This window comes from Microbacterium sp. YJN-G, assembly GCF_015040615.1.
GTDB lineage: Bacteria > Actinomycetota > Actinomycetes > Actinomycetales > Microbacteriaceae > Microbacterium.
The window spans coordinates 1,075,052-1,100,164 of the sequence record NZ_CP060402.1; the positions used below are offsets into that span (position 1 = coordinate 1,075,052).

At 71.2% G+C, this 25,113-nt stretch carries 15 protein-coding genes and 1 tRNA gene; 12 read left to right on the forward strand and 4 right to left on the reverse strand.

Translation table 11 applies throughout. The features are described 5' to 3' along the window. Positions 1–103 precede the first annotated feature (103 nt). A complete protein-coding gene (locus tag H7694_RS05040) occupies positions 104–3,358 on the forward strand; it encodes an ATP-dependent helicase (RefSeq protein WP_193598448.1) in 3,255 nt (1,084 codons plus the stop codon). Beyond that, positions 3,355–6,882, forward strand: coding sequence for an ATP-dependent DNA helicase (locus tag H7694_RS05045; protein ID WP_193598449.1), 3,528 nt, complete (start codon positions 3,355–3,357; stop codon positions 6,880–6,882). The genes H7694_RS05040 and H7694_RS05045 overlap by 4 nt, the downstream gene beginning before the upstream one ends. Here H7694_RS05045 and H7694_RS05050 read toward each other — a convergent pair. Then, a complete protein-coding gene (locus tag H7694_RS05050; protein ID WP_193598450.1) occupies positions 6,828–8,195 on the reverse strand; it encodes a phosphotransferase in 1,368 nt (455 codons plus the stop codon). The genes H7694_RS05045 and H7694_RS05050 overlap by 55 nt on opposite strands. A gap of 171 nt (positions 8,196–8,366) precedes the next feature. Between H7694_RS05050 and nudC the strand changes: the two genes are divergently transcribed. After that, positions 8,367–9,287: an NAD(+) diphosphatase gene (nudC, locus tag H7694_RS05055; protein WP_193598451.1), complete on the forward strand. Its 921-nt coding sequence runs from the start codon at positions 8,367–8,369 to the stop codon at positions 9,285–9,287. Further along, positions 9,284–11,005 (forward strand): ATP-dependent helicase, encoded by a 1,722-nt coding sequence (locus H7694_RS05060; RefSeq protein ID WP_193598452.1) that lies wholly within the window; start codon positions 9,284–9,286, stop codon positions 11,003–11,005. Before nudC ends, H7694_RS05060 begins: the two co-directional genes overlap by 4 nt. Before the next feature lie 921 nt (positions 11,006–11,926). Here H7694_RS05060 and H7694_RS05065 read toward each other — a convergent pair. Then, the gene (locus H7694_RS05065; RefSeq protein ID WP_193598453.1) at positions 11,927–13,321 is read right to left on the reverse strand and encodes a zinc-dependent metalloprotease; all 1,395 of its coding nucleotides are present in this window, start codon (positions 13,319–13,321) and stop codon (positions 11,927–11,929) included. Positions 13,322–13,440: 119 nt separating this feature from the next. On the opposite strand from H7694_RS05065, the gene H7694_RS05070 reads away from it, so the two are divergent. The 4 genes from H7694_RS05070 to H7694_RS05085 all read left to right on the forward strand — a co-directional run bounded on the left by H7694_RS05070 (position 13,441) and on the right by H7694_RS05085 (position 18,059). Then, positions 13,441–14,535: a PDZ domain-containing protein gene (locus H7694_RS05070; protein WP_193598454.1), complete on the forward strand. Its 1,095-nt coding sequence runs from the start codon at positions 13,441–13,443 to the stop codon at positions 14,533–14,535. A gap of 98 nt (positions 14,536–14,633) precedes the next feature. Beyond that, positions 14,634–17,555, forward strand: a complete 2,922-nt coding sequence (locus H7694_RS05075; RefSeq protein WP_193598455.1) for a UPF0182 family protein — start codon at positions 14,634–14,636, stop codon at positions 17,553–17,555. Between the two features lie 115 nt (positions 17,556–17,670). Beyond that, positions 17,671–17,859: a DUF1918 domain-containing protein gene (locus H7694_RS05080; RefSeq protein WP_193598456.1), complete on the forward strand. Its 189-nt coding sequence runs from the start codon at positions 17,671–17,673 to the stop codon at positions 17,857–17,859. A 123-nt stretch (positions 17,860–17,982) separates the two neighbouring features. Beyond that, positions 17,983–18,059, forward strand: a tRNA-Met gene (locus H7694_RS05085). A 70-nt stretch (positions 18,060–18,129) separates the two neighbouring features. Here H7694_RS05085 and H7694_RS05090 read toward each other — a convergent pair. Beyond that, on the reverse strand, positions 18,130–18,474 hold the full coding sequence (locus H7694_RS05090; protein ID WP_193598457.1) for a carboxymuconolactone decarboxylase family protein: 345 nt from the start codon (positions 18,472–18,474) through the stop codon (positions 18,130–18,132). 71 nt (positions 18,475–18,545) lie between these two features. Here H7694_RS05090 and H7694_RS05095 point away from each other — a divergent pair, with 71 nt between their 5' ends. Beyond that, on the forward strand, positions 18,546–19,355 hold the full coding sequence (locus tag H7694_RS05095) for a carbon-nitrogen hydrolase family protein (RefSeq protein WP_193598458.1): 810 nt from the start codon (positions 18,546–18,548) through the stop codon (positions 19,353–19,355). Positions 19,356–19,425: 70 nt separating this feature from the next. Here the strand turns inward: H7694_RS05095 and H7694_RS05100 are convergent, their stop codons facing one another. Beyond that, the gene (locus tag H7694_RS05100) at positions 19,426–20,625 is read right to left on the reverse strand and encodes an aminotransferase class I/II-fold pyridoxal phosphate-dependent enzyme (protein WP_193598459.1); all 1,200 of its coding nucleotides are present in this window, start codon (positions 20,623–20,625) and stop codon (positions 19,426–19,428) included. Between the two features lie 97 nt (positions 20,626–20,722). Here H7694_RS05100 and H7694_RS05105 point away from each other — a divergent pair, with 97 nt between their 5' ends. Genes H7694_RS05105 through H7694_RS05115 form a run of 3 tightly spaced genes read left to right on the forward strand, consistent with a single transcriptional unit; the run spans position 20,723 to position 25,073 of the window. Then, positions 20,723–22,339, forward strand: coding sequence for a S1C family serine protease (locus H7694_RS05105; RefSeq protein ID WP_193598460.1), 1,617 nt, complete (start codon positions 20,723–20,725; stop codon positions 22,337–22,339). A 47-nt stretch (positions 22,340–22,386) separates the two neighbouring features. Next, complete coding sequence (locus H7694_RS05110) at positions 22,387–23,640, forward strand: CDP-glycerol glycerophosphotransferase family protein (protein ID WP_193598461.1); 1,254 nt, start codon at positions 22,387–22,389, stop codon at positions 23,638–23,640. After that, complete coding sequence (locus tag H7694_RS05115; RefSeq protein ID WP_193598462.1) at positions 23,637–25,073, forward strand: CDP-glycerol glycerophosphotransferase family protein; 1,437 nt, start codon at positions 23,637–23,639, stop codon at positions 25,071–25,073. The genes H7694_RS05110 and H7694_RS05115 overlap by 4 nt, the downstream gene beginning before the upstream one ends. The last annotated feature ends 40 nt before the right edge of the window (positions 25,074–25,113 follow it).

Consider the following 25,113-nt stretch of genomic DNA (forward strand, 5'->3'; position numbering starts at 1 on the left):
ACCGGGCGGTGCCGACGCCGAGCGCGGCGCGGGGCGCGATTTCGCCCTGGGCGCACAGCCGGGGGCGACGAGCGTGTCGGTCGGCGCCGCTACCGTGGATGACATGACAGAGGATGCCGCACAGCACGCCGTCGTGCACGCCGCCGCGACGGCATCCGGGGTCATCATCGGCGCGCCGGGCACCGGCAAGACCACCGCGCTCGTGGACCGCGTCGTCCACCTGCTCGCCGACGGCCTGCGGCCGGAGGAGGTGCTGATCCTCACCCCGAGCCGCCAGGCCGCGACCGCACTGCGCGACCGGGTGGGCGTGCGCACCGACCAGGCCACACCCGGGGCGCTGGCGCGCTCACTCGGATCCTTCGCATTCCAGATCGTGCGCGGTGCGATGGTGCGCGCGGGCGATGACCCGCCCGCGCTGCTCACGGGTGCGGATCAGGACCGCATCATCGCCGAGCTGCTCGCCGGCGACGTGGAGGACGGCATCATCGACTGGCCGGACGCCCTGAGTGCGCCCGCACGCGGCAGCAAGGCGTTCCGTTCCGAACTGCGGGCATTCCTCGCGGAGTGCACCGAGCTGGGCGCCGAACCGGCCGAGCTGCGCGACAGCGGCGACGACGCCTGGGCCGCAGCGGCAGAGTTCCTGCAGCAGTACCGTCAGGTGCTCGACGGCATGCGCGTCGCACACCGCGACGCGGCCGACCTCCTGGCGGAGGCGACCGCGATCCTGCGACACGCGGATGCCGCGACGCTGGGGCCGCTCGCGCAGCTGAGGGCCGTGCTGATCGACGACGCGCAGGAGCTCACCCGCGGTGGCGTCGATCTCGTACTCGCACTGCGTGACAGGGGAGTGGCCGTGATGGCGTTCGGCGACCCCGACATCTCATCGGGCGCGTTCCGGGGCGCGAGCCCCGAGCTGTTCTCCCGTCTGGCCACCGAACTCGGCGACGTGGTGGTGCTCGAGACGCCGCACCGGCAGGATGCCGCACTGACGGCGCTCACCCGCACGGTCACGCAGGCGATCGGCGTCGCGGGCCGGGTCGAGCACCGTCGCGCCCCCGTGCCGCAGGACGCGGAGGATGCGGATGCCGCGGATGCCGCTGATGCCGCTGATGCCGCCGTGACGAGCTTCGTGGCCGCGTCTCCGTATGAGGAGCTCGATCGCATCGCGGGCACGCTGCGCGACTGGCACCTCTCACACGGCGTGGCCTGGCAGGACATGGCGGTGATCGCCCACGACACCCGCCAGGTCGCGACGCTCGAGACCGAGCTGGCGGCGCGCGAGATCCCGACCAGGGCCGCCGGCGTGCAGCGGCCACTGGGCGACGAGGGCGTCGTGCGCGATCTGGTCGGCATAGTGGAACTGGCGCTGCTGCCGATCGAGGACCGCACTCCCGCGCGGCTCGAGGAGGCCATGCTCTCGCCGTTCGGAGGCATGGATGCGATCGGACTGCGCCGCCTGCGCGCGCGCCTGCGGCACCAGGAGCTGGCCGAGGAGGGGTCCACACCCGCCCGTGAGCTGCTGCGGCGCGCCATGATCGAGCAGCTGCCGCTCGCGCTCATCGACGCTCCGGAGGCCAGGGCCGCGTCGCGCTTCGCGAAGACCCTCGCCGAGATGACCGTCGCCGCCGACAGCGGCGAGACGATCCACGAGCTGCTCTGGCGGGCGTGGGACGCTGCGAGGGCGGTCGACGGACGCTTGCTGCAGACGGTGTGGCGCGAGACGGCGCTGCAGGCCACTGGCGGGGAGACCGCCCGGGCACTCGATGCGCTCGTGGCGCTGTTCGACGCGGCCAAGCGGTTCGTCGAGCGCACACCGCAGGAGAAGCCGGAGCGCTTCGTGCGCGACATCCTGGGCAGCGAGGTTCCAGAGGACACGCTGTCCACTCCCGACCGGCCGGGCCGGGTGACGCTGCTCACCCCGGCGACCGCGCTGGGCACGCAGTTCGACGCCGTGGTGGTCGCCGGCGTGCAGGACGGCGTCTGGCCGAACGTGCGCCTGCGCGGCGGCATGCTGCACACCTGGCGGCTGGCGGACGCCCTGATCGCGCAGCGCACGGGCGTCGAGATCCCGGCGCCGGGAATGCTCGACCGACGGCGCAGCGCCCTGCACGACGAGTTGCGGCTGTTCGTGCGCGCGGTGTCCCGCGCGCGCAGCCGGCTGCTGGTCACCGCGGTCGACGACGATGACCTGACCCCGAGCCCGTTCTTCGCGTTCCTGCCGCCGCCCGAGCCACCCGAGCGTCATCCTGCCGCCGAGCATCCGCTCACCCTGCGCGGTCTGGTCGCCAGGCATCGGCGCACGCTCACCTCCACCGCGCCCGACACCGCGAAGCGGCACGCCGCGGCGCAACTCGCGGTGCTGGCCCGCGAGGGCGTGCCCGGAGCGGCACCCGAGCAGTGGTACGGCATCGCGGCGCCCTCGACCGACACACCCCTGCGCGACCTCGCGATCGAGGCCGCCCGGGTGTCGCCATCGAAGATGGAAACGTTCGAGGAGTGCGGGCTGGGCTGGGTGATCTCGGCGCTCGGCGGCGACAGCGTGCTTCCGCCGGCGGCGGGCATCGGCACGATCATCCACGAGGCGATGGAGAAGAGCCCCGAGGGCGACCTGGAGCGGCTGCGGGCCGTGCTCGCCGAGCACTGGCCCGAGCTCGACTTCGAGACCGAGTGGATCGGGCGCAAGGAGCGCCGCCGCGCCGACCTGTTCGTCGACCGGCTGCACAGCTACCTCGGCGAGGTGCGGCGCGACGGCGGCCGGGTCGTCGCGAGCGAGGTGGAGTTCCGCTTCGCCGTCGAGGTGGCAGGCGAACCCGCCGACGGGGTGCCGGCGGTCGTGACCCTGCCGCCGGAGGCGGGGGCAGCCCCGGGACAGGCCGTGATCCATGGATTCATCGACCGGGTCGAGGTCTACCCCGCTGGGGCGGGCGAGCATCAGGATGCCCGCGGGCGGGGCTGGGCGCCCATGGAAGGTGGAGAGCGAGTCGTGGTCATCGACCTCAAGACGGGTAAGAAGGAGGCGAGGGAATCGGCGACGGACGGAAAGGTGACCGGGCACGCGCAGCTCGCCGCCTACCAGATCGCAGTGCAGCAGGGGCTTGTCGCCGGTGCCGATCCCGCAGCGCTCGGGGGTGCCCGTCTGGTCATGCTCGCCGACACCCTGGCCAAGAGCGACTACCGGGTCGCGCACCAGCACACCCTCGATGATGAGACGAGGGCGCAGTTCCTGCAGCGCGTGGCCGATACCGCCAGGGGCATGTCGGCGGGCAGCTTCACCGCCCAGGTCGAGGCGCACTGCGCCGACACCCAGGCACGCGTCAAGGACTGCCGCATCCATGCGATCCCGGCGGTGAGCGCATGACGCCCGCCGCCTCGACGGCGACCGACGTCGGCAGCGACGCCATCGGTGCCGACAGCGACGCCTTCGGCGCCGAGGCAACGGGCTCCGGCTCGGGTAACGGCTGGCCGCATCCGCCGCGCATCTCCGCCACCGACGTCGCGGCAGCCCTCGGACTGCCCACCCCGACGCCGGCGCAGCAGCGCGTGATCGAGGCGCCCGCGGCGCCCGCGCTCGTGGTCGCCGGCGCCGGAAGCGGCAAGACAGAGACCATGTCCGGCCGGGTCGTGTGGCTCGTCGCGAACGACCTCGTGCGACGCGACGAGATCCTGGGGCTCACATTCACCCGCAAGGCCGCCGGTGAGCTCGCCGAGCGCATCGGCGCCAGACTTGCGGTGATCGACGAGTACGGCCGCCGGGGTCTGCTCGGTCATCTGCCCGAGATCGTCGCCGCCGGCGATCTGCGCCGTGTCGACGACGCGGTTCCCGGGCGGCAGCGCGAGCTGGTGCGCTCACATGTGCTCGACGAGCTCGCCGCGCGATACCGCACCGGATGGGATCCGGCCACACCGCGCACCGCGGAGGATCTGATGATCCGGCCGCGGGTGTCGACCTACAACGCGTTCGCCGACGCCATCGTGCGCGAGCACGCGGCGCGCATCGGCCGTGACGCCGATGTGGCGATGCTGAGCCAGGCCGCGTCGTGGATGCTCGCCCGCGAGGTGGTGCTGCGCGCCGATCTGCCCGAGCTCGAGCAGATCGATTTCGCCGTCAACACCGTCGTCGACGCGGTGCAGCGGCTGGCGGGCGACGCGCTCGATCATCGCGCCGACCTCGACCGGGCCGGTCGGATCGCGGTCGACACGGCGGCGTCCTTCGACCTCTACCGCAGCGGCAACGAGACGATCGACAGGGCCGCGGCCAACCTGCTCGCGCTGCCGACCCTCGCCGCACTGGTGCGCGAGTACATCGCCGAGAAGCAGCGCAGGGGCGTGCTGGACTTCGCCGACCAGGTCAGCGGAGCCTACGACATCGTCGAATCCGCACCCGACGTGCGGGCAGAGCTGCGCGAGCAGCACCGCGTCGTGCTGCTCGACGAATACCAGGACACCTCGGTCATCCAGACGCGGTTCCTCGCCGAGCTGTTCCGCGACTCCGCCGTCATGGCGGTCGGCGACCCGCACCAGTCCATCTACGGCTGGCGTGGCGCGAGCGCCGACAACCTGTACGCGTTCTCGCGCTCCTTCGCCGGCGAGCAGCAGACGCGGACGTACAGTCTGATGACCAGCTGGCGCAACGACAGCAGCATCCTCGACATCGCCAACCGCGTGCTCGAGCCGCTGCAGCGGCCCGGCCTGGACGTGCCCCCGCTCGAGCCGCGCCCCGGCGCCGGCGCGGGAGTCGTCGACGTGCGCTTCGCGTTCACCGTCGACGATGAGGCCGCGGAGGTCGCGCGCTGGTTCGCCGAGCGCCGCGCCGTCCACGCCGCGTCGGCCGACCCCGGCGAGAAGCCGCACACCGGTGCGATCCTGTTCCGTTCCAAGCGGCACATGCAGACCTTCGCGGGGGCGCTCGCCGCCGAGGGCATCCCGCATCGCATCCTGGGACTGGGCGGCCTGCTCGCCACGCCCGAGGTCGTCGACGTCGTCTCGGTGCTGCGGGCCGTTCACGACCCGAACGCCGGGTCCGCACTCATCCGGCTGCTGGTCGGGCCGCGATTCGGCATCGGGGTGGCCGACATGGCGGCGCTGTACGACCTCGCCTCCGAGCTCTCCCGCCGAGACAGCGCGCTGCTGCCGCTGCCCGACGATCTGCGAGCCCGCATCCGCTCCTCCCGCGGGGCCGACGAGGCGGTCTCGATCGTGGACGCCGTGGATGTGGTGCGCAGCCTGCGCGACGACTACCGCCTGCTCGAGGGGATCACGCCCGAGGGGCGGGCTCGCCTGCGTGCCGCGGGCGAGATGCTCGAGCGGCTGCGCCGGGCGGCCACCCAGCCGATTCCCGAGCTGATCCGCATGATCGAGCTCGAGCTGCGACTGGACATCGAGTTGGCCACCAACGAGACCCGCGGACCGGCCCGCGTGGCCGCCACCCAGCTGCGCGCGTTCGCCGACGAGGTGCGTGCCTTTCTCTCGGCCGATCAGCGCGGCACGATCGGCAGCCTGATCGCCTGGCTCGACAAGGCCGAGAGCACCGACGAGCTCATGCCCCGCCCCGAGCCGCCCGAGCCCGGCGTCGTGCAGCTGCTCACCATCCACGGCTCGAAGGGCCTGGAGTGGGACGCGGTCGCGGTGGTGCGCATGGTCGACGACGAACTGCCCTCCCGCGTGAACGACACGTCTGGCTGGTTCGGTTTCGGGATGCTGCCGTTCGCGCTGCGCGGCGACGCCGATGCGCTGCCCGTCTTCGCGTGGTCGCCGCCCCCGTATGATCCGGCCGAGCCGGTGAAGAGCGTCAAGGCCGGCATCGCATCGCTGACCAGTTCGAGCAAGGCCGCGCCGGGAGCACTCACGGTCTTCAAGGGTGAGTACCGCGACTATCAGCGTCAGGAGGAGCGCCGGCTCGCCTACGTGGCGGTCACCCGCGCCCGCACCGACCTGCTGCTGACGGGCGCGCACTGGGCGGGGCAGAAGAGCCCCCGCACGCCGAGCCCGTATCTGCTCGAGGCCATAGACGTGCTCGGCCTCGAGCCGATCGGCACGGTGGACACCGACGACAACCCCTATGCGGGGGCGGGGATGACGACCCAGTGGCCGCTCGACCCGCTGGGCGGGCGCCGCGCGGTCGTGACGACGGCCGCCGAATTCGTGCGCGACGCCCTCGACCGTGCCGACGACATCGAACCGAGTGTCGAGCTCAGCCGCCTGCTGGCGGAGCGCGAGGCCCGGATGCGCGGTGTGGACGCCGCACCGCCGACCCGGTTGCCGGCCTCGCGGTTCAAGGACTACATCACCGACTTCGATGGCACACTGGGCCGCATCGTGCGCCCCATGCCGGAGCGACCGTACCGGCAGACCCGCCTGGGTACGCTGTTCCACGCCTGGGTCGAACGGCGCAGCGAGCAGGTCGGCGTCGGTGCGCGCATCGACGAGGGGCTGTGGGAGATCGATGACGACGCGCCGGAATCCGCGGACGTCTCCGCGGCTGATGCGGCGGATCTCGACAGGCTGCAGCAGACGTTCGAGCAGAGCGAATGGGCGTCGCTGCGCCCGATCGCCGTGGAGATCGAGATCGACTTCGCGTTCGCCGACGGGCACATCGTCATCTGCAAACTCGATGCCGTGTATCGCCGCGACGATCGCGGCGGACGCATCGAGATCGTCGACTGGAAGACCGGACGCGCACCGCGCACGGCCCAGGAGCGCGAAGAGCGGATGCTGCAGCTCGCGCTGTACCGCCTGGCGTATCACCGCCGGTTCGGGGTTCCGCTCGACGAGATCGACGTCGCGCTGTACTACGTCGCGGACGACCTCGTCATCCGCGGAGACCGGGTCTACTCCGAGGCGGAGTTGGTCCAGCGCTGGAGCGCGGCGCGCGCGGCGCGCTGAGCCTCCTCGGCGGAGTCGATGTCCGAAGGCTGAGCCGCGGAGGCGTCGTCCGTCCCTGTCTCGGCCTGGGGCACGCTGTGGTTCGATCCGCGCACGCCGGCGATGTCGGAGAGATCCTGCGTGGGCTGCTCCCACTGCGAGGAAGACGAGTCGTCGTCCTCGCGTGGGGCATCGTGCCCGACCGAAGGGGCGTCGTCCGCCTCCGTCGTCGCCTCGTCGGCCTCGCCGACTTCGGCATCCGATTCGTCTTCGCCCGGCCAGAGGTCCTCGGGGCGGTACGCATCGGTCTGCATCGACGTGTCGGCGACGGCCGGCACCGTGTCGGGGGTGCGATCGAGCACGTCGAGCGCGGAATCGACACCGCCCGTGTAGGCGGCCACGACACGCAGATCATCGCTGCGCAGTCCATCCGAGAGCGACTCCAGCAGCGCCGCCGCATCGTCGACGATGTCGGGGCGGCGCAGATCGTGCCCGTGCACCAGCCAGCGTGCGAACTCCAGCTCGGCGTGCAAGCGAGCGCGCACCCGCAGCGCGTCATCGGTGGCGCGGCCAGAGGCCGCGACGTAGGCGCCGTGGATGTCATCGGCGGCTTCGGGTGCGCCCGAGAGCCAGGCGAGATCCTCGGCCGGATCGCCGACGGTGAGTCCGCGCCAGCCGAGCATGCCGGTCACCTGCGGACCCTCGTCGGGGTCGTCCTCGAAGAGGAACGACGGCGCCTGGATCCCCGCGAGGATGACAGTCGCCTCGAAATGCCACAGCTCGTCGTCCGAGGCGGCATCCCGCCAGCGCGACGTCAGACGCGCGGGCACACGCCCTGTCGACGCTGCGCGATCGATCAGCTGCTGGATCTCGGCGCGGACGCCCGCGGCATCCCGCACGGTCAGCCCGGCCGCCCGCACGACGGATGCCGGCAGTGCATGCACCGCGGCGATGGCGGCTCCGACCGAGTGCGCCGCTCCGCGGCCACCGGGGATGTGCGCAGCGTCGATCTGGAACCCCGGCAGCAGATCGGCCACCAGCGCACGCGCCTCGCCGACGCGGGTTTCGCCGAGGTAGGTCGGAACCTGGAACGGTAGCATCTCCCGCGCGCCGGCGGTCAGGGCCCGCAGCGCTAGCGACTCCTCGGCCAGTTCCCGGGCCGCCACATCGTCCTCCGCGACGCGGATGACGAGCTCGCGCCCGTCGGCGAGAGTGGCGATCGCGGAATCGAACCTGCCGTCCCCGTCCGAGGTCAGGGCGCGGGCGCCGACGACCTCCGCCCCGGGCAGTGCGGCCGTGACCGCCGCCACTAGAGTGAAAGGTGAGCGTGCCATGTCCTCCAGGGTAGGCGCGCACCGCGGTCGGGACGCCCACGCCACGCCCGTGCCGCGGCAGAGGGGCTCTCACTCCGAACGGGAGCGCTGCGCGGAGTGCGGATGCCGAGAGGGAACACCGCGCGCAGTCCGTGGAGAGGCGAGCGCACCGCGCGAGAGCAGGAGGAGCACATGACCGCGAAGCGGGACATCCTCGACCGTGCGGCTGAGCTGCGCGTCGAGCCGGAGGTCATCGACCGGCTGCGAAAGGAACCGGGCACCCGGGTCGTCGTCGTCCGTGAAGGGCGGCTGCGGGTCGTGGACGACACCGTCGTGCGCACCGACGCCGGCAGCGTCGGCGAAGCCGACTGGGCGCTGCTCGGACGCGACCACGACGGCAGGGCGCTGCTGCTGGCATCCGTCCCGCCCGTCACCGACAGCATCGACAGCGCCCCCGAGGAGACCTGGCTGGGCCTGCGGGATGCCGGCGGTCGGCTCGACGCGCACGACGCCGACCTGTTCGTCACCGCGATCGCACTCGCCGCCTGGCTCGTCGACGTGCGCCACTGCCCGTCGTGCGGCACGGCACTCGAGCTGCAGCAGGCCGGCTGGTCGCGGCGCTGCGCGACCTGCAGCAGCGACCACTTCCCGCGCACCGACCCGGCGGTGATCGTCGCGGTGGAGAGCCCCGACGGTGAACGGCTGCTGCTCGGAGCCAACGCGAACTGGCGCGGACGGATGCACTCCTGCTTCGCGGGCTTCGTCGAAGCGGGGGAGTCGCTGGAGGACACTGTGCACCGCGAGATCGCCGAGGAGGCGGGTGTGCAGCTGCGAGACCTGCGCTACGTGTCCTCGCAGGCCTGGCCCTACCCGCGCTCGCTCATGCTCGGATTCCGTGCTGTCGCCGTCGACGAGCAGACGAAGCCGGACGGGGAGGAGATCATCGAGGTGCGCTGGCTGACCCGCGAAGAGATCGGCCGATCCCTCGCAGGCGACGGACCGGTCGGGCTGCCCGGACCCGCGTCGATCGCGCGGCGGCTCATCGTCGACTGGTACGAAGATGGCGCTCGCCGCGTGTCCGATATGCAGTCGGACGGGAGCACACCGGCGTGAGTGCGCTGGACGCCCTCGATGAGCGCCAGCGCGAAGCGGCATCCGTGCTGCGCGGCCCTGTGGCCGTGCTCGCCGGTGCCGGCACCGGCAAGACCCGCGTCATCACGCACCGCATCGCGCACGGCGTCGACACCGGCGCGTACACGCCCGCCCGCGTGCTCGCGCTCACGTTCACGACCAAGGCCGCAGGCGAGATGCGCGGCCGGCTGCGGGCACTCGGCGTCCGCGGCGTCACGGCACGCACGATCCACAGCGCGGCCCTCGCCCAGCTGAATTACTTCTGGCCGACCCTCGCCGGCGACACCGCCCCCCGCATCATCGACAACAAGGTGCGGATGCTGGGTCAGGCGGCCGACGCGATGGGCATCCGGCCCAGCACGTCGACGCTGCGCGACATCGCCTCCGAGATCGAGTGGCGCAAGGTGTCGATGCTCTCGATCGACCAGTACGCGCAGCAGGAGCGGCCGATCAGCGGCATCCGACCCGAGCAGCTGCTCGAGCTGCAGGCCCGTTACGAGGCGTTCAAGGACGACCGGCGCCAGCTGGACTTCGAGGACGTGCTGCTCGCCTGCGCGGGCATGCTCGAGACCGAGGACCGCGTCGCCGCGACGGTGCGCGAGCAGTACCGGCACTTCACCGTCGACGAGTACCAGGATGTGTCGCCGCTGCAGAACCGGCTGATCGAGCTGTGGCTCGGCGACCGCCGCGACATCTGCGTCGTCGGCGACGCCAGCCAGACCATCTACTCCTTCGCGGGCGCGCAGCAGCGGCATCTGCTCGAGTTCGAGAAGCGGTATCCGGACGCGACGGTGGTGCGGCTCGAGACGAACTACCGCTCCCGGGCGCCGATCCTCGCGGCGGCGAACGCGCTGATGAAGGGCCGCCCCGGCGCGCTCGAGCTCGTGCCGGCGGATGCCGCCACCGGCGGCGAAGCGCCCGCCGTGATCGCCTACGACACCGAGCGCGAGGAGGCGGATGGCGTCGCCGCGGCCGTCGCCGCGCGCATCGCCGACGGCGTCTCACCCGCCGACATCGCGATCCTCTACCGTGCGCACGCCCAGTCGGCAGTGCTGCAGCAGGCGCTCGCCGCCCGCGGCATCGCGACCAGCGTGCTCGGCGGAAAGCGGTTCTTCGACATGCCCGAGGTGCGGCAGGCGGTGCTCGCCCTGCGCGGCGCCGCGGTGGCGCCTTCGGATGCCGGATTCCTGCCGGCGGTGCGCGACGTGCTGCGCGGACTGGGGCTGACCGAGGAGCCGCCTGCCGCGGGCGGCGCGCAGCGCGACGGGTGGGAGGCACGCCGCGCGATCCTGCGGCTGGCCGAAGAGGCGCCGGAGGGGACGACGCTGCGCGTGTTCGCCGACGAGTTGATGGCGCGGGCGAAGGACCAGCACGAGCCGACCCTGCGCACGGTGACGCTGTCGACGCTGCACGCGGCGAAGGGCCTGGAGTGGCCGCATGTGCTGCTCGCCGGCTGGGCGGAGGGTGCCCTGCCGATCTCGTATGCGTCGACCTTCGAGCAGGTCGATGAGGAGCGGCGCCTGGCGTATGTGGGGATCACGCGGGCTGCGCGTACGCTGTCGATCTCGTGGTCGCGGAGCGCGGGGCGGGGGGAGCGGGCTCCGTCGCGTTTTCTCGCGGAGATCGGGACGACAGGTCGCGGCACCGGCATCCTGCGTGATACCGCACCGACCGCCAGACGAGCCGTCCGTCCGGACTGACCCGCACCATCACGCCGGCCGACGGCACCGGCGTGCGCAGCACGCGCGCGACCAGCTCGGCCGCGCGGGCGATCCGCGCCGTGCTGATGGCCGCGGGGCGGCCCACCAGCTGTGCGTGCAGCATGGGCCAGGCGGGATCGCGCAGGCACTCGTGCGCGTCGCGGCACGACAGGCATGGGGTGGTGCCGGGGATCACGAGCGGTCCGATCGTGGCGGCCTGCTGCTCGAACGCCACCGGGAGGTGCGGCAGGTCGTCGCGCAGGTACGGGGCGAACTGCAGCGCGGCCGCCGCGCCTTCGACGAGGACCACGGCGACGGCATCCGGGTCCTGTGCGGTCGTGACGTCCATGCCCTCGTCGAGCAGTGCCTGGCGCATCCGCTCGGGCGCGCGCGCATCGGAGACGTTCACCCCGTCGATCCAGACCGGCGGGGCGGGCGGCGGATCCGAGATCAGCACGGGCCGCAGGCGGGCGAGCAGCTCGCGGGCGGCGTCGCGTGGTGCTCCCACACCGTGCGCGATCACGTCGAAGGATGCCAGCCTGATGCCGGTCTGCAGCTGGGCCAGCAGCGGCTCGACCCACGCTTCTGCGGCGTCGATCGACAGCACGGCCTCGAGGCCGAACTGCACCGTGTCCTCATCGCGCCACAGCAGCGGGTAACGAGAGTCGAGGCGCGTGGTCGTCGGATCGGTCCGGGGGCTCATGCTCCCGATTGTGGGCGCTCCGCGCGCGCCGCGGGGCGCCTTCACGGGACCCGTGGATAACCCGCCGCAGATCCTCACCTGTGCAGGACGACTCCCGCAACGCACGTCCACGCCCCACGCCCCGTGACCCGACCGCCGAAACCCCTCATGAGCGTCCAGACCCCTCGTGAGCAACGCGATTCACGAGGGGTGTGGGCAATCAGGAGGGGTTTCGACGATCAGACGGGGCGGTCGCCCTCGGGGCGGTCGTCGTCGTCGTCCGGCGCGGCTGCGTCGGGGGCGGCGCCGAAGTCGTCGCCGTCGAGCAGGCGCGCGAGCGCCTCGTCGAACTCGTCCGCGGCCGGAGCCTCACCGCGCTGCGTAGCCTGCAGGCGCTCGATCAGCGCCGTCGGATCGTCGATGTCGCCGGACTGCGGCATGAGGTCCGGGTAGTCCCACAGCGAGTCGCGGGCGGCGACGCCGACGGCATCCGTGACCGCCTGCCACATCGCCGACGCCTCGCGCAGGCGCCGCGGGCGCAGCTTCAGCCCGACCAGCGCACCCAGCGCATCCTCGGCGGGCCCGCCGACCGCACGGCGGCGGCGCGCAGCCTCGGCCAGTCGCACCCCGTCGGGAAGCCGGGCGATCGCCTGGCTGGTGACGACGTCGACCCAGCCGTCGATCGTGGCGATGAGGTTCTCCAGTCGCGTCAGGGCCTCGCGCTGCGCGTCGGTCTGCGCGGGCAGCAGCGCGCCGCCCTCGATCGCCGCGCGCAGCTCTTCGGGGTTCGTGGGGTCCAGGCGCGAGGCGAGATCCTCGAGCGCGTCGATGTCGACGGTGACGCCGCGGGCGAAGTCGGTGATCTGCGAGAGCACGTGCAGGTGCAGCCATTTCGCGTGCCGGTACAGGCGCGCGTAGGCGAGCTCGCGCACCGCGAGATACAGGGCCACCTGATCCTCGGGGATCTCGAGGCCTTCGCCGAAGCCGGCGATGTTCTGCGGGATCACCGCGGCGGTGCCTGCGGGCAGGACCGGGATGCCGACGTCGCCGCCCGAGACGACTTCGAGCGAGAGACGCCCCAGCACCTGACCGAACTGCGCCGCGAACAGCGAACCGCCCAGGCCGCGCATGAGCTGGCCTGCGCCCTGCACCATGCCGCGCATCTCCTCGGGCACCTGGGTCTCCAGCGCGCCGGTGAGCGCGTCGGCGATCGAGGTCGACACGGGGGAGGCGATCTCCTTCCACACCGGCAGGGTCTTCTGCACCCAGTCGCCGCGGGTCATCGCCTGCGGGGCCGAGGCCAGCTCCGAGATCGTGGTCGCCTCGCTCAGCCAGAGGTTCGCCAGCGCGAAGGCCTCCGCCAGCGACGACTGCGCGGTCGCGGTGATCCCGAGACCCTCGCGGTTGGCGATGTGCAGCGCCTGACGTTCGGCGTTCTGCCACGGGTCTCCGCCGAACATGCCCTGCATCTGCGACATGAAGCCCTGCATCTGCGCCGGGTCGATGGGCATGCCCTGCATGCCCTGCATGCCCGAGAGCGCCTCGCGGAGAGCCTCCGGGTCGATCTGGCCGCCCGACATCATCCGGCGGAGCATCTCCTCGAAGTCCGAAGGGTCCTGTTCGTCGTCTGCCATGCGCTTCGCCCTCTCAGCATGCCCGTAGCGTGTGCGCTCTACGCTAGTCACACGATCCTGTGCCCGGACCCCGCCGGCCCCGGATTCCAGTACGCCGCTCGCGAACGCCCGGAGGTCACTTGTCATCACGCCGCAGCAACGGCACGGTCACCGGGATCGTCGCGCTGAGCGTCGCCCTGGTCGCTCTCGTGGTCCTCACCTTCGTGCCGACCCAGTACGTGATCCAGCGTCCGGGTCCGGTGTTCGACACGCTCGGTACCGCCCGGGATGCCGACGGCACCGAGGTGCCGCTGATCGAGGTGAGCGGGGCGGAGACCTACCCGACCGGCGGCGCGCTCGACCTGACCACCGTGCAGGTGGTCGGCAACCGCGAGCGCACCCCCACCTGGTTCGAGCTGGCACTGGCGTGGTTCGACCGGACGCGTGCGGTCGTGCCGATCGACACGGTGTTCCCGGAGGGTGTCACCTCCGAGGAGCGCGATGAGCGCAACACCGCCCTCATGATCGACTCGCAGCACGAGGCGACGGCCGCCGCCCTGAGCGAGCTCGGTTACGACGTCGGCGCGACCGTCGAGGTCGTCGACGTGATCGAGGGCTCGCCCGCCGAGGGCGAGCTGGCCAAGGGCGACCGCATCCTCGCGATCGACGGCACGGCCGTCGACTCGGCCACGCTCCTGCGCGATCGGATCCAGCAGGCCGAGGGCGCCGAGGTCGAGCTCACGGTGCAGCGCGGTGCCCAGGAGCGCACGGTCGCCATCGCGCCGGAGAAGACGACGGATGCCGCAGGCGACACCGTCTGGCTGATCGGCATCACCCTCACCACCGACTACGACTTCCCGATCGACGTCCGTCTGCAGCTCGACAACGTCGGCGGCCCGAGTGCAGGGATGATGTTCGCGCTCGGGATCATCGACACGCTCACCCCCGGTGAGATCAACGGCGGCGAGAACATCGCAGGCACCGGCACGATCGACGCCGCCGGCGAGGTCGGTCCGATCGGCGGCATCCGGCAGAAGCTGTACGGCGCGCGGGATGCCGGGGCGACCGTCTTCCTCGCACCGGCCGATAACTGCGGCGAAGTCGTCGGGCACATTCCCGACGGGCTGGACGTCTACCGCACGGCGACCCTGGAGGAGTCCCTGGAGATCCTCGAGGTGATCGCGAACGACGGCGACACCTCCGTGCTGCCGGTGTGCACGGCATCCGCGAACTGACGCGGACGCACCTGCCGCGTCCGCGCTGAGCGGAACCTCGCGTCCGCGGTGAGCGGAACGCGGAGGCCCTGCATAGCCGGCCTGCATAGGATGGGACGGTGACCACCTCCGCAGCCCGCCCTCCGGCCACGCCCAGCACCTCCCGCCGAATCCTCGCCGTCTCGGTGGGGATCATCGCCGCGCTGATCGCCGCGTTCTTCGTGTTCGCGTCGCTCTACACGGAGTTCCTCTGGTTCGATCAGCTCGACTTCGCGTCGGTGCTGACGACGCAGTGGATCGCCACCGTGTCGATGTTCGCGATCGGCTTCCTCGGGATGGCGGTGCCGCTGTTCGTCTGCATCCAGCTCGCCTACCGGCTGCGCCCGGTGTACGTGCGGCTGAGCTCGCAGCTCGACCGCTACCAGGAGGTCATCGAGCCGCTGCGCCGGCTGGCGATGTGGGGCATGCCGGTGTTCTTCGGCATCTTCGCGGGCTTCGCCGCCGCCGGCAACTGGAAGACCGTGTGGCTGTGGGCCAACGGCGTCACCACGAATACCCTCGACCCCGAGTTCGGCGTCGACACCGGCTTCTACCTTTTCGCGATGCCGTTCTACTCGATGCTGCTCGCGTTCGTCTCGGCGGTGCTGCTGCTGAGCCTGATCATCACCGCACTGGTGTCGTACCTGTACGGCTCGGTGCGCATCGGCCAGCGCGAGCTGCGCATCTCGAAGCCGGCGCGCATCCAGCTCGCCATCCTCGCCGGTCTCTACCTGGCAGTGCAGGCCGTGAGCCTGTGGCTCGACCGCTACCTCACGCTCGTGCAGCCCGAGGGGCGCATCACGGGTGCCGCGTACACCGGCGTGAACGCGACCATCCCGGGTCTTGCGATCCTGTCGATCATCGCCGCGGTCGTCGCGGTGCTGTTCTTCGTCACCGCCATCATCGGCCGCTGGCGCTTCCCGCTCGCAGCGACCGCGCTGCTGATCGTCGCCTCTCTCGTGGTCGGTATGGGCTACCCGTGGGTGGTCACAACCTTCCAGGTGAAGCCGAACGAGAACGCCTACCAGGCGCCCTTCTACGAGCGGAACATCAAGGCCACCAAGGAGGCGTACGACTTCGCCGACATGGAGGTCACCTCGTTCAAGGCGACCACCGACACCGCCGCCGGCCAGCTGCGTGCGGATGCCGAGACCACCGCCTCGGTGCGCATCATGGACCCGGCCATCATCGGCCCCACGGTCCGTCAGCTCGAGCAGTACCGCTCGTACTACCAGTTCGCACCCGAGCTGGACGTCGACCGCTACGAGATCGACGGCAAGACGCAGGACACGGTCGTCTCGGTCCGCGACCTCGACATGTCCAAGCTCGGCGGCGGTGACAGCTGGAACAACCGCGTCGCGGTGTACACCCACGGCTACGGGCTGGTCGCGATGGCGGGCAACGAGCGCACCAGCGACGGTGAGCCGGTGTTCCTCGAGCGCGGCATTCCGACCGCCGGCTTCCTCACCGAGAGCGAGAAGTTCGAGCCGCGGGTGTACTTCGGCGAGACCTCGCCCGAGTACTCCATCGTCGGCGCCCCCGACGGCGAGACGCCGGTCGAGATCGACTACCCGCGCGGCCAGGACGGTGCGAGCGACACGAAGACCACGTTCACCGGTGACGGCGGTCCGCGTGTCGGCAACACCTTCATCAAGCTGCTGTACGCGCTGAAGTTCCAGTCCGAGCAGATCCTGTTCTCCGACCTGGTCAACTCCGAGTCGCAGATCCTCTACGACCGCGACCCGCGCACCCGCGTGCAGAAGGTGGCGCCGTACCTGACGCTGGACCGCGACCCGTACCCCAGCGTGGTCGACGGACGGATCGTGTGGATCGTCGACGGGTTCACCACCAGCTCGGCGTACCCGTACTCGAAGACGGTGAGCATGCAGGATGCGATCGCCGATTCGAACACTCCCGCGTCGGCTGTTTCGTTCGACAACATCAACTACATCCGCAACTCGGTCAAGGCCACAGTCGACGCCTACGACGGATCGGTGAAGCTGTACGCCTGGGACGAGGAGGACCCGATCCTCAAGGCCTGGCAGAAGGTGTACCCGAGCACGGTCCAGCCGATCAGCGAGATGTCCGGTGACCTGATGAGCCACGTGCGCTACCCGACCGACCTGTTCAAGGTGCAGCGGGCCATGATGGGCGTCTACCACGTCGATGACGCGGGGTCGTTCGCGCAGGAGGACAACCGCTGGCAGACGCCGGAGGACCCGCGCAGCAAGGACCGTCTGCAGCCGCCGTACTACCTGTCGATGAAGATGCCCGGTCAGGACAAGGCGCGCTTCTCGATGTTCTCGACCTTCATCCCGGCCGACGCGCAGGGTGAGAGCCGCGAGGTGCTGATGGGCTACCTCGCCGTCGACTCCGACGCCGGCTCCGAGGAGGGCGTGAAAGCCGAGGGCTACGGCAAGCTGCGGCTGCTCGAGATCGACACGTCGACCACGGTCCCCGGCCCCGGGCAGGTGCAGAACACCTTCGACTCGGATGCCACGGTGGCCGAGAAGCTGAACGTGCTGACGATCGGTAAGTCCGAGGTCAAGTACGGCAACCTGCTGACACTGCCCGTCGGCGGCGGTCTGCTGTACGTGCAGCCGGTGTTCGTGCAGTCGTCCGAGGGCACCAAGCTCCCGAACCTGAGGAAGGTCCTCGTCGCCTTCGGTGATCGGGTCGCATTCGAGGACACCCTCACCCAGGCACTGGACGCCCTGTTCGGCGGTGACGCCGGTGCGGCCGGCGGTGACGAGGACGTGGAGCCGACCGAACCCGATCCGGGTACCGGTGAGGGCGAGGGCGAGACCCCGCCGGACGAGGGCGGAACGCCCGCACCGGGAACGGATGCCCAGGCGCAGGCGCTCGAAGACGCCCGCGAGGCGCTCGCGGCTCGTGAGGCCGCGCTGAAGGCCGGCGACCTCGAGGAGTTCGCCGTGCAGGACAAGAAGCTGACGGCAGCGATCGAGAAGCTTCTCGAACTGGAGTCACAGACCGCAGAATGATGCGATCGGCTTGAGGGCGTCCCTTCGGGGGCGCCCTCAGTCGTTCACCCCTGGCGCAGTCGGGCCCGCTCGCGCACAATGAAGTCATCGACTCCGTCTGAGGAGGTGAACGGCCATGCAGATCGAGGCCGGTTCCCGGATCGTGATCCACGGGACGCGTGCAGGCAGCACAGAGCGTCACGGCGAGGTGCTCGAGGTGCGTGGGGAGGGTGGCGGACCGCCGTATCTCGTGCGCTTCGACGACGGGCACGAGACGCTGATCTTCCCCGGCACCGACTGCGAGATCGAGCACGGGGCGGGGTAGCAGGGCGTCGTTCCGCCGTCGAGGCGTCCAGCTCTCGTTCATCCGCGCGACACGCCCGCCGGTCGCGAGGTCGTCCCCTCGATTCGCCCTTGCCGCGAGGCCGTGTTAGGCTTTAAGACGTGCCGCGGGGTGGAGCAGTTCGGTAGCTCGCCGGGCTCATAACCCGGAGGTCGTAGGTTCAAATCCTGCCCCCGCAACCAAGAGAAGAGGGCCCGGTCCGCAAGGACCGGGCCCTCTTCGCGTATCCAGGATGCTGTCGCGGCGACGCGCTCAGTGCGCGTGACCGTGCACGGCATCCAGCGCGTTCAGCGCCAGCACCGAATGCGCATACGCGCCACCCGCGCGCATCTCGGCCGCGACCCAGATCGCCTCCATGACCTCCTCGTCGGACGCACCCTTGCGGGAGGCGAGCTTGGTGTGTCCGTCGATGCAGTACGGGCACTGCGTGACGTGTGCGACGGCGACGGCGATCAGCTGCTTCGTCTTCTCATCGAGCGCGCCTTCGGCGAAGACCTGCTTGCTGAACGCCTCGAACGCGGCAGCCGTGTCGGGCGAGAGCTCGCGGCGACGGCGCAGCATTTCTGGGGTGCGGGGCGGGTACATCGAGTCGGTCATGGCCTTCCTTTCGTCGGTCACCACCAGGCTATGCCCGCACCGCCCAGCGCGGCCCGTGCCAGGATGGGCACATGTCCGCAGCCGCCCCGATCGTCGCCGTCTGCCAGTTCGCCCCGACAGCATCCCGCGAATCGAATCGCGAACGCGTGGCCGAACTCGTCAGCGACGCGGCGGCCAGGGGAGCGCGCGTGATCGTGCTGCCCGAGTACGCCAGCTACTTCACCGACCCCATGGACGAGTCACTCGCGGTGAACGCCGAGACGCTCGACGGCGCCTTCGTCGGCGCGCTGTGCGCGCTGGCGCAGGAGCACGGTGCCGTGATCGTCGCCGGCCTCGTCGAGCAGGCCGACGCCGGCCGGGTGCACAACACGGTCGTCGCGGTCACGGATGCCGGTGTGCAGGCCGTGTATCGCAAGCAGCACCTCTATGATGCGTTCCGACAGACCGAATCGGACTGGATCGCCCCGGGAGCGGTCGGCGGGGCCGCGGTGTTCGACGCCGACGGCATCCGATTCGGCCTGATGACGTGCTACGACCTGCGCTTCCCCGAGGTGGCCCGCACGCTCGTCGACGCCGGGGCGGATGCTCTCATCGTCCCCGCCGAATGGGTGCGCGGCCCGCTCAAGGAGCACCACTGGAGCACCCTTCTCACAGCCCGCGCGATCGAGAGCACCGCCTATGTGATCGCCGCCGATCATCCGGCGCCGATCGGCGTCGGACTGTCCCAGGTGATCGACCCGCAGGGCCTCACGGTCGCGGGAGTGAGCGCGGGGGAGGGGATCGCGACCGCCGTGGTGGATCACCGGCTGATCGCCCGCACCCGCGAGAGCAACCCCGTGCTGCGGCTGCGCCGCTACGGCGTCGTCCCGCTCCCATCCTGACAGCCTGCGCTCAGCTCAGCTCAGCTCAGCTCAGCTCAGCCCAGCCCAGCCCAGCCCAGCCCAGCCCAGCTCAGCTCAGCGCCGCCAGACGCTGCGCCGCCTCTTCGAGCACCTCGACGCGCTTGCAGGCGGCGAAGCGCACGAGGCCCGAGAAGTCGTCCTGATGCTCGGGTGCCACGAACGCGCTGATCGGGATGGCCACGACTCCGGCACGCTCCGGCAGTGCGCGGCAGAACGCCGCGGCATCCGCACCGCCGAGTCCGGTGGCATCGGCGACCGTGAAGTAGCCGCCCTGCGGCTCATGCACCTCGAACCCTGCTGCGCGCAGCGCCTCGCCGAGCAGCGCGTGCTTGCGCTGCAGTCCGGCGGCGGCGCTGTGGAAGTAGTCGTCCGGCAGACGCAGCCCGACCGCGACGGCCGACTGGAACGGCGAGCCGTTGACGTAGGTGAGGAACTGCTTCACGGTCAGCACGGCGGTGATGAGCGGCGCCGGCCCGTGCACCCAGCCGATCTTCCAGCCCGTCACCGAGAACGTCTTGCCGGCCGATGAGATCGTGAGGGTGCGCTCGGCCGCACCGGGGAGGGATGCGATCGGCACGTGAGCGCCGTGGAACGACAGGTGCTCGTACACCTCGTCGGTGACGATGACCGCGTCGTGCCGCTCGGCGAGTCGCACGATCTCGGCCTGCACCTCGGCGGAGAACACCGCACCCGTCGGGTTGTGCGGGTCGTTGACGAGGATGATCCTGGTGCGGTCAGTCACCGCAGCCGCGAGCTCCTCGAGGTCGGGCCGGAACCCGGGACGCCGCAGCGGCACGGTGCGCAGGTGCGCACCGGCCAGGGCGACGACCGCCGCGTACGAGTCGTAGTACGGCTCGAACACGACCACCTCGTCGTCGGGTGAGTCGATCAGCGCCAGCAGCGTCGCCGTCAGGGCCTCGGTCGCCCCGGCGGTGACGATCACCTCGGTCTCGGGGTCGACCGCGAGCCCGTAGAAGCGCCGCTGATGCTCGCTGATCGCGTTGCGCAGATCCGGGATGCCGCGGCCGGGAGGGTACTGATTCGCACCCTGCGCGATCGCCTCGCGCGCGGCCTCCAGCACGACGGCCGGGCCGTCTTCGTCCGGGAATCCCTGGCCCAGGTTGATCGCGCCGAATCGCACCGCTGCGGCCGACATCTCTGCGAAGATGGTGGGCGCGACCTCGCCCTGCGGGGAGAGCAGACCCGCTCCGGCTGCGGTGCGCCGCCAGGCGCCGGAAATGACATCCATGCAGAACAGGCTAAGACCATAGGGGAATTCCATCCTCGCCATACGAAACGCACAGACTCGGTTGTCAGTCTGATTGTGCGCCTGGAAGGAGCAGATCATGAACGACGACAAGACCCCCGGTGAGGCATCGACTCCCGAGACTCCCGGCACGCCCGACACCCCTCGCACGCCGGAGGGGCCGAACCCCTCCGCCGCCGCACCCGGCCCGGATGCTGCGGTCCCCAGCGGGCACAGCATCCCCGCCACCTTCGGCTCGCACTCGCAGACCCCGGCTTGGCAGCCGCCGCACGGCGCGCCCAGCCAGCCCGGGAGCGGCGCGCGGTCCGGACCGCACCAGCCCGGAGTCCACCAGCCCGGTCCTCACCAGACGAGCGCGTACGGCACCGCCCCGCAGGCGCCCGGCGTGCACGCACCGGGAGCATCCTTCGGAAACCAGGGCCGGCCGAATGACCAGACTCTGCCGCTCGACCCGTCGCTGCTCAGCGCACCCGCCGGATCGCAGCCCGAGGCTCCGCGCCGGAACGGCGGAGCGGTGAAGGTCGCCGGTCTCATCCTCGCCGCCGCCCTTGTCGGCGGTGTGGCGGGATTCGGCGGCAGCGCCATCGGCAACGCCGTGTTCGACCGACCGGCCTCGCAGACGGCATCCGGTCCCGGGACGGTCACGGTCAACAACCCCGGTTCGGTGAACGAGACCGCCGCGATCGCCACCGAGGTGCTCCCGTCGGTGGTGACCATCGAGGTCGCCGGCTCGCAGGCCTCGGGCAGCGGCTCGGGCGTCGTGCTGGACGACGAGGGCCACGTGCTCACGAACACCCACGTCGTGACCCTCGGCGGTGCCGCTGCCGACCCCGCGATCCGCGTCACGACCTCCGACGGTCGCATCTTCTCGGCGACCGTCGTCGGCACCGACCCCATCTACGACCTCGCGGTCATCAAGATCGAGGGCGCGAGCGACCTCACCCCGATCGAGTTCGCCGACTCGTCGAAGCTGAACGTGGGAGACACCGCGGTCGCCGTCGGCGCACCGCTCGGCCTTGCCAACTCGGTCACCACCGGCATCGTCAGCGCCCTCAACCGCAGCATCCAGGTGGCCTCGGCCGCCCTGCCCGATGCGCCGAACGGTGACGGCCAGGACGGTGAGGAGGACGGCGAGGGCGGTCCGTTCCAGTTCGACATCCCCGGCATGCGCAGCCAGCAGGCCACGCAGTCGATCTCGATCGCCGTGATCCAGACCGACGCCGCCATCAACCCCGGCAACTCGGGCGGCGCCCTCGTCGACAGCAAGGGCCGCCTGATCGGAATCAACGTGGCCATCGCGACCGCCGGCGGCTCGTCCTCCGAGGAGTCGGGCTCGATCGGACTCGGCTTCGCCATCCCGTCAGGCATCGCCGAGCGCGTCGCCGACGAGATCATCGCCGACGGATCCGCCACCCACGGCCTGCTCGGGGCGACGGTGCGCGACGCGTCATCCGTCGAGGACGCCACGGTCGCCGGTGCCGTCATCGACACCCCGACCGAGGGCGGCGCCGCCGAGGCGGCGGGCCTGCGCCGTGGTGACGTGATCACCCACTTCAACGGCGTGCCGATCACCAGCGCCAGCGACCTCACCGCGCAGGTGAGGGCCGCGGCCGCCGGGTCGGAGGCGGAGATCAGCTACGTCCGCTCCGGCAAGAGCTACACGGTCGAGGCGACGCTGGGCGAGCTCAAGCTCTGACCCCGCGCCGTGCAGATCAGGACGCCACCCCGCGATAGGCTCGCGGGGTGGCGTCCTTCTCATTCGGCACCGGCAACGCGGCGAAGCTGCTCCGTCTGCCGCTGTATGCCGCGGGACGCATAGGAACGATGCTCGTGCCGCGCGGCGAGGTCTGGGTGTTCGGCTGCGGAGCCGGAATCGGCGACGGTGCGCTCGCCCTGCACCGCGAGGCGCGGGCGGCGGGGCACCGCACACTCTGGCTCACCCGCTCCGCGCAGGAGGAGGCACAGGCCAGGGCTCTGGGAATCCGCACGCGGCGCCGCGACGGGCTGCGCGGCTGGTGGGCCACCGCACGCGCGGGTGTGCTCGTGGTCACGCACGGTCTCGGCGACGTCAACCGCTACGGCAGCACCGACGGCTTCGTCGTGCAGCTGTGGCACGGCATTCCGCTCAAGCGCATCGGGCTGGATTCACCGGTGACCGCACAGGTTCCCGCCGGACTCCCGGGCGGTCGCCTGCTGCGCCGCCTGCTCAGCGTCGCGTACCGCGGTGCGGCGCAGCGCATCCGGGTGCTGCCGGCCGCCTCGCATCGCGCACGCGGACGGCTCGAGTCCGCATTCCGACTCGGGCATGATCGCGTGGTGGTCACCGGCGAGCCCCGCGTCGACGTGCTCTCGGCCGGCACGCCGCAGGAGCGGCGCCTATCGGCATCCGCTCTGCTCACCCGCACCGGACCTCTGCTGCAGAACCAGCGCGCGCTGCTGTACGCGCCGACCTGGCGCGACGGCGCCGCCGATCCGGCGGTGCCGGATGCCGCGCAATGGGTGCGGATCGTGCGGATGCTCGAGAAGCACGACGCGATCCTGTTCATCCGCTCCCACCCGCTGGGTGCCGGCTCGTACTCACCGCCGTGGTCCAGCGGACGGGTGAGGATGCTCGGCTCCGAGCTGATCGCCGACGTCACCCCTGCACTGCCTCGCATCGACCTGCTGATCACCGACTACTCATCCATGGCGTACGACGTAGGGCTGCTCGCGACACCGGTCGTGTACCTCGCGCCCGACGTCGCGGAATACGCGCGGGAGCGCGGCTTCTACGGCACCTACGAGGACGTCGCGGGTGACGACTACGCGCGTGACTGGGGCGAGGCGATCGCGCAGATCGACGAGGTGCTCGGTGACGCCGCAGAGCACGCTCGGCGGGCGGAGCGCTCGGCAGAGCTCAGCGCGCACATGCACGCCTTCCGCGACGGCGGCAACGCCCGCCGCGTGTACCAGGCCATCCGCGCACGGGGAATCCCCGGGCCGAAAGGAGCACGATGACGACCGCTCGGATCGATGAGCAGGCGCAGACCCTGATCATCGCGGGGACCGGGCCGCGGCCGGCATCGGCCCAGCTCACGGGACCGCGTGCCTGCGTCGCCGCGAAGCTGACCGGCGGCGGGCGCACGTGGAAGGCCGCCTTCCCGCTGCGCGTGGCGCGGTGGGGCGGCGCCGAGCTGCCGCTTCCTGCGGGGGAATACGAAATCGAGGCCGAGGGTGCGGATCTCACCGCCGTCGAGCTGGCGCCCGTGCTGCTGCCGATCCTGCGCGTGTCTGTCCGCGGTGATCGCGTGCAGATCGGCGCACCGCTGGACGCGGTCTACGAGACCGCGGAGGGGCAGCGCACCCTCGAGCTGCGCTACGTCGCCCAGGCAGGGGGCAGCGAGAACGCAGTCTTCTTCGAAAGCTTCTACGGACAGACCTCCGGCTGCAACCCGCGCGCGATCGATCGCGTGCTCGCCGAGCGCGCACCCTCCGTGCAGCGGTACTGGGCAGTCACCGACCTGTCGGTGGAGGTGCCCGAGGGCGCCGTCGCCGTCGTCGAGGGCAGCCCCGAGTGGTGGCGTGCCCGCGCGGACTCGCGGCTGCTGGTCGTGAACGACTGGCTACGCCGACGGTTCGTGCGCAAGCCGGGCCAGCACGTGCTGCAGACCTGGCACGGCACACCGCTGAAGCGCCTCGCACTGCACCGTCCCGGCTTCGACCCGCGGCGCATGGCCGCCGTCGTCAAGGAATCCCGCCGGTGGGATGCCGTGCTCGCGCAGAACACCTATGCCGCGCGTGTGCTTCGCAAGGCGTATGCCCTGTTCGGCAAGCCCATCTGGGTCGAGGGGTACCCGCGCAACGACGTCTTTGCCAACGGCGACCCGGCTGCTGTGCGGGAGGCGCTCGGCATCGGCGCGGGCGAGCGGGTGCTGCTGTATGCGCCGACGTGGCGGGACGACCGCGCCGAGATGGTCGACTTCCTCGACCCGGAGGAGCTCGCGGCTCGCACCGACTCGGTGGTGCTCGTGCGCGGGCATTCGCGCACGCTCAAGCCCGGCCGCGACCAGTCCGGCGCCCGGGTCATCGACGTCACGGGATACCCGGAGACCGCGCGGCTGCTGCTCATCGCGGATGCTCTCATCACGGACTACTCATCGGTCATGTTCGACTTCAGCGTGACCGGGCGGCCGATGTACTTCCTCGTGCCCGACCTCGAGCACTACCGCGGGCAGCTGCGCGGGTTCTACTTCGACCTCGCCGAACGCGCCCCCGGTCCGCTCGTGCGCACTCAGCAGGAGCTGATCGACGCGCTGCTCGACGACGGTGGAGCGGATGCCTACCGCGACCGCTATGCCGCCTGGACGGCGCAGTTCAACCGACTGGACGACGGCGGCGCCGCCGACCGTGTCGTCTCCCGCATCCTCGACCAGGGCTGGCTCAACCCCTGACCCCTGGGCCCCTGAGATGACTGGGTCCCTGAGGCTCTCG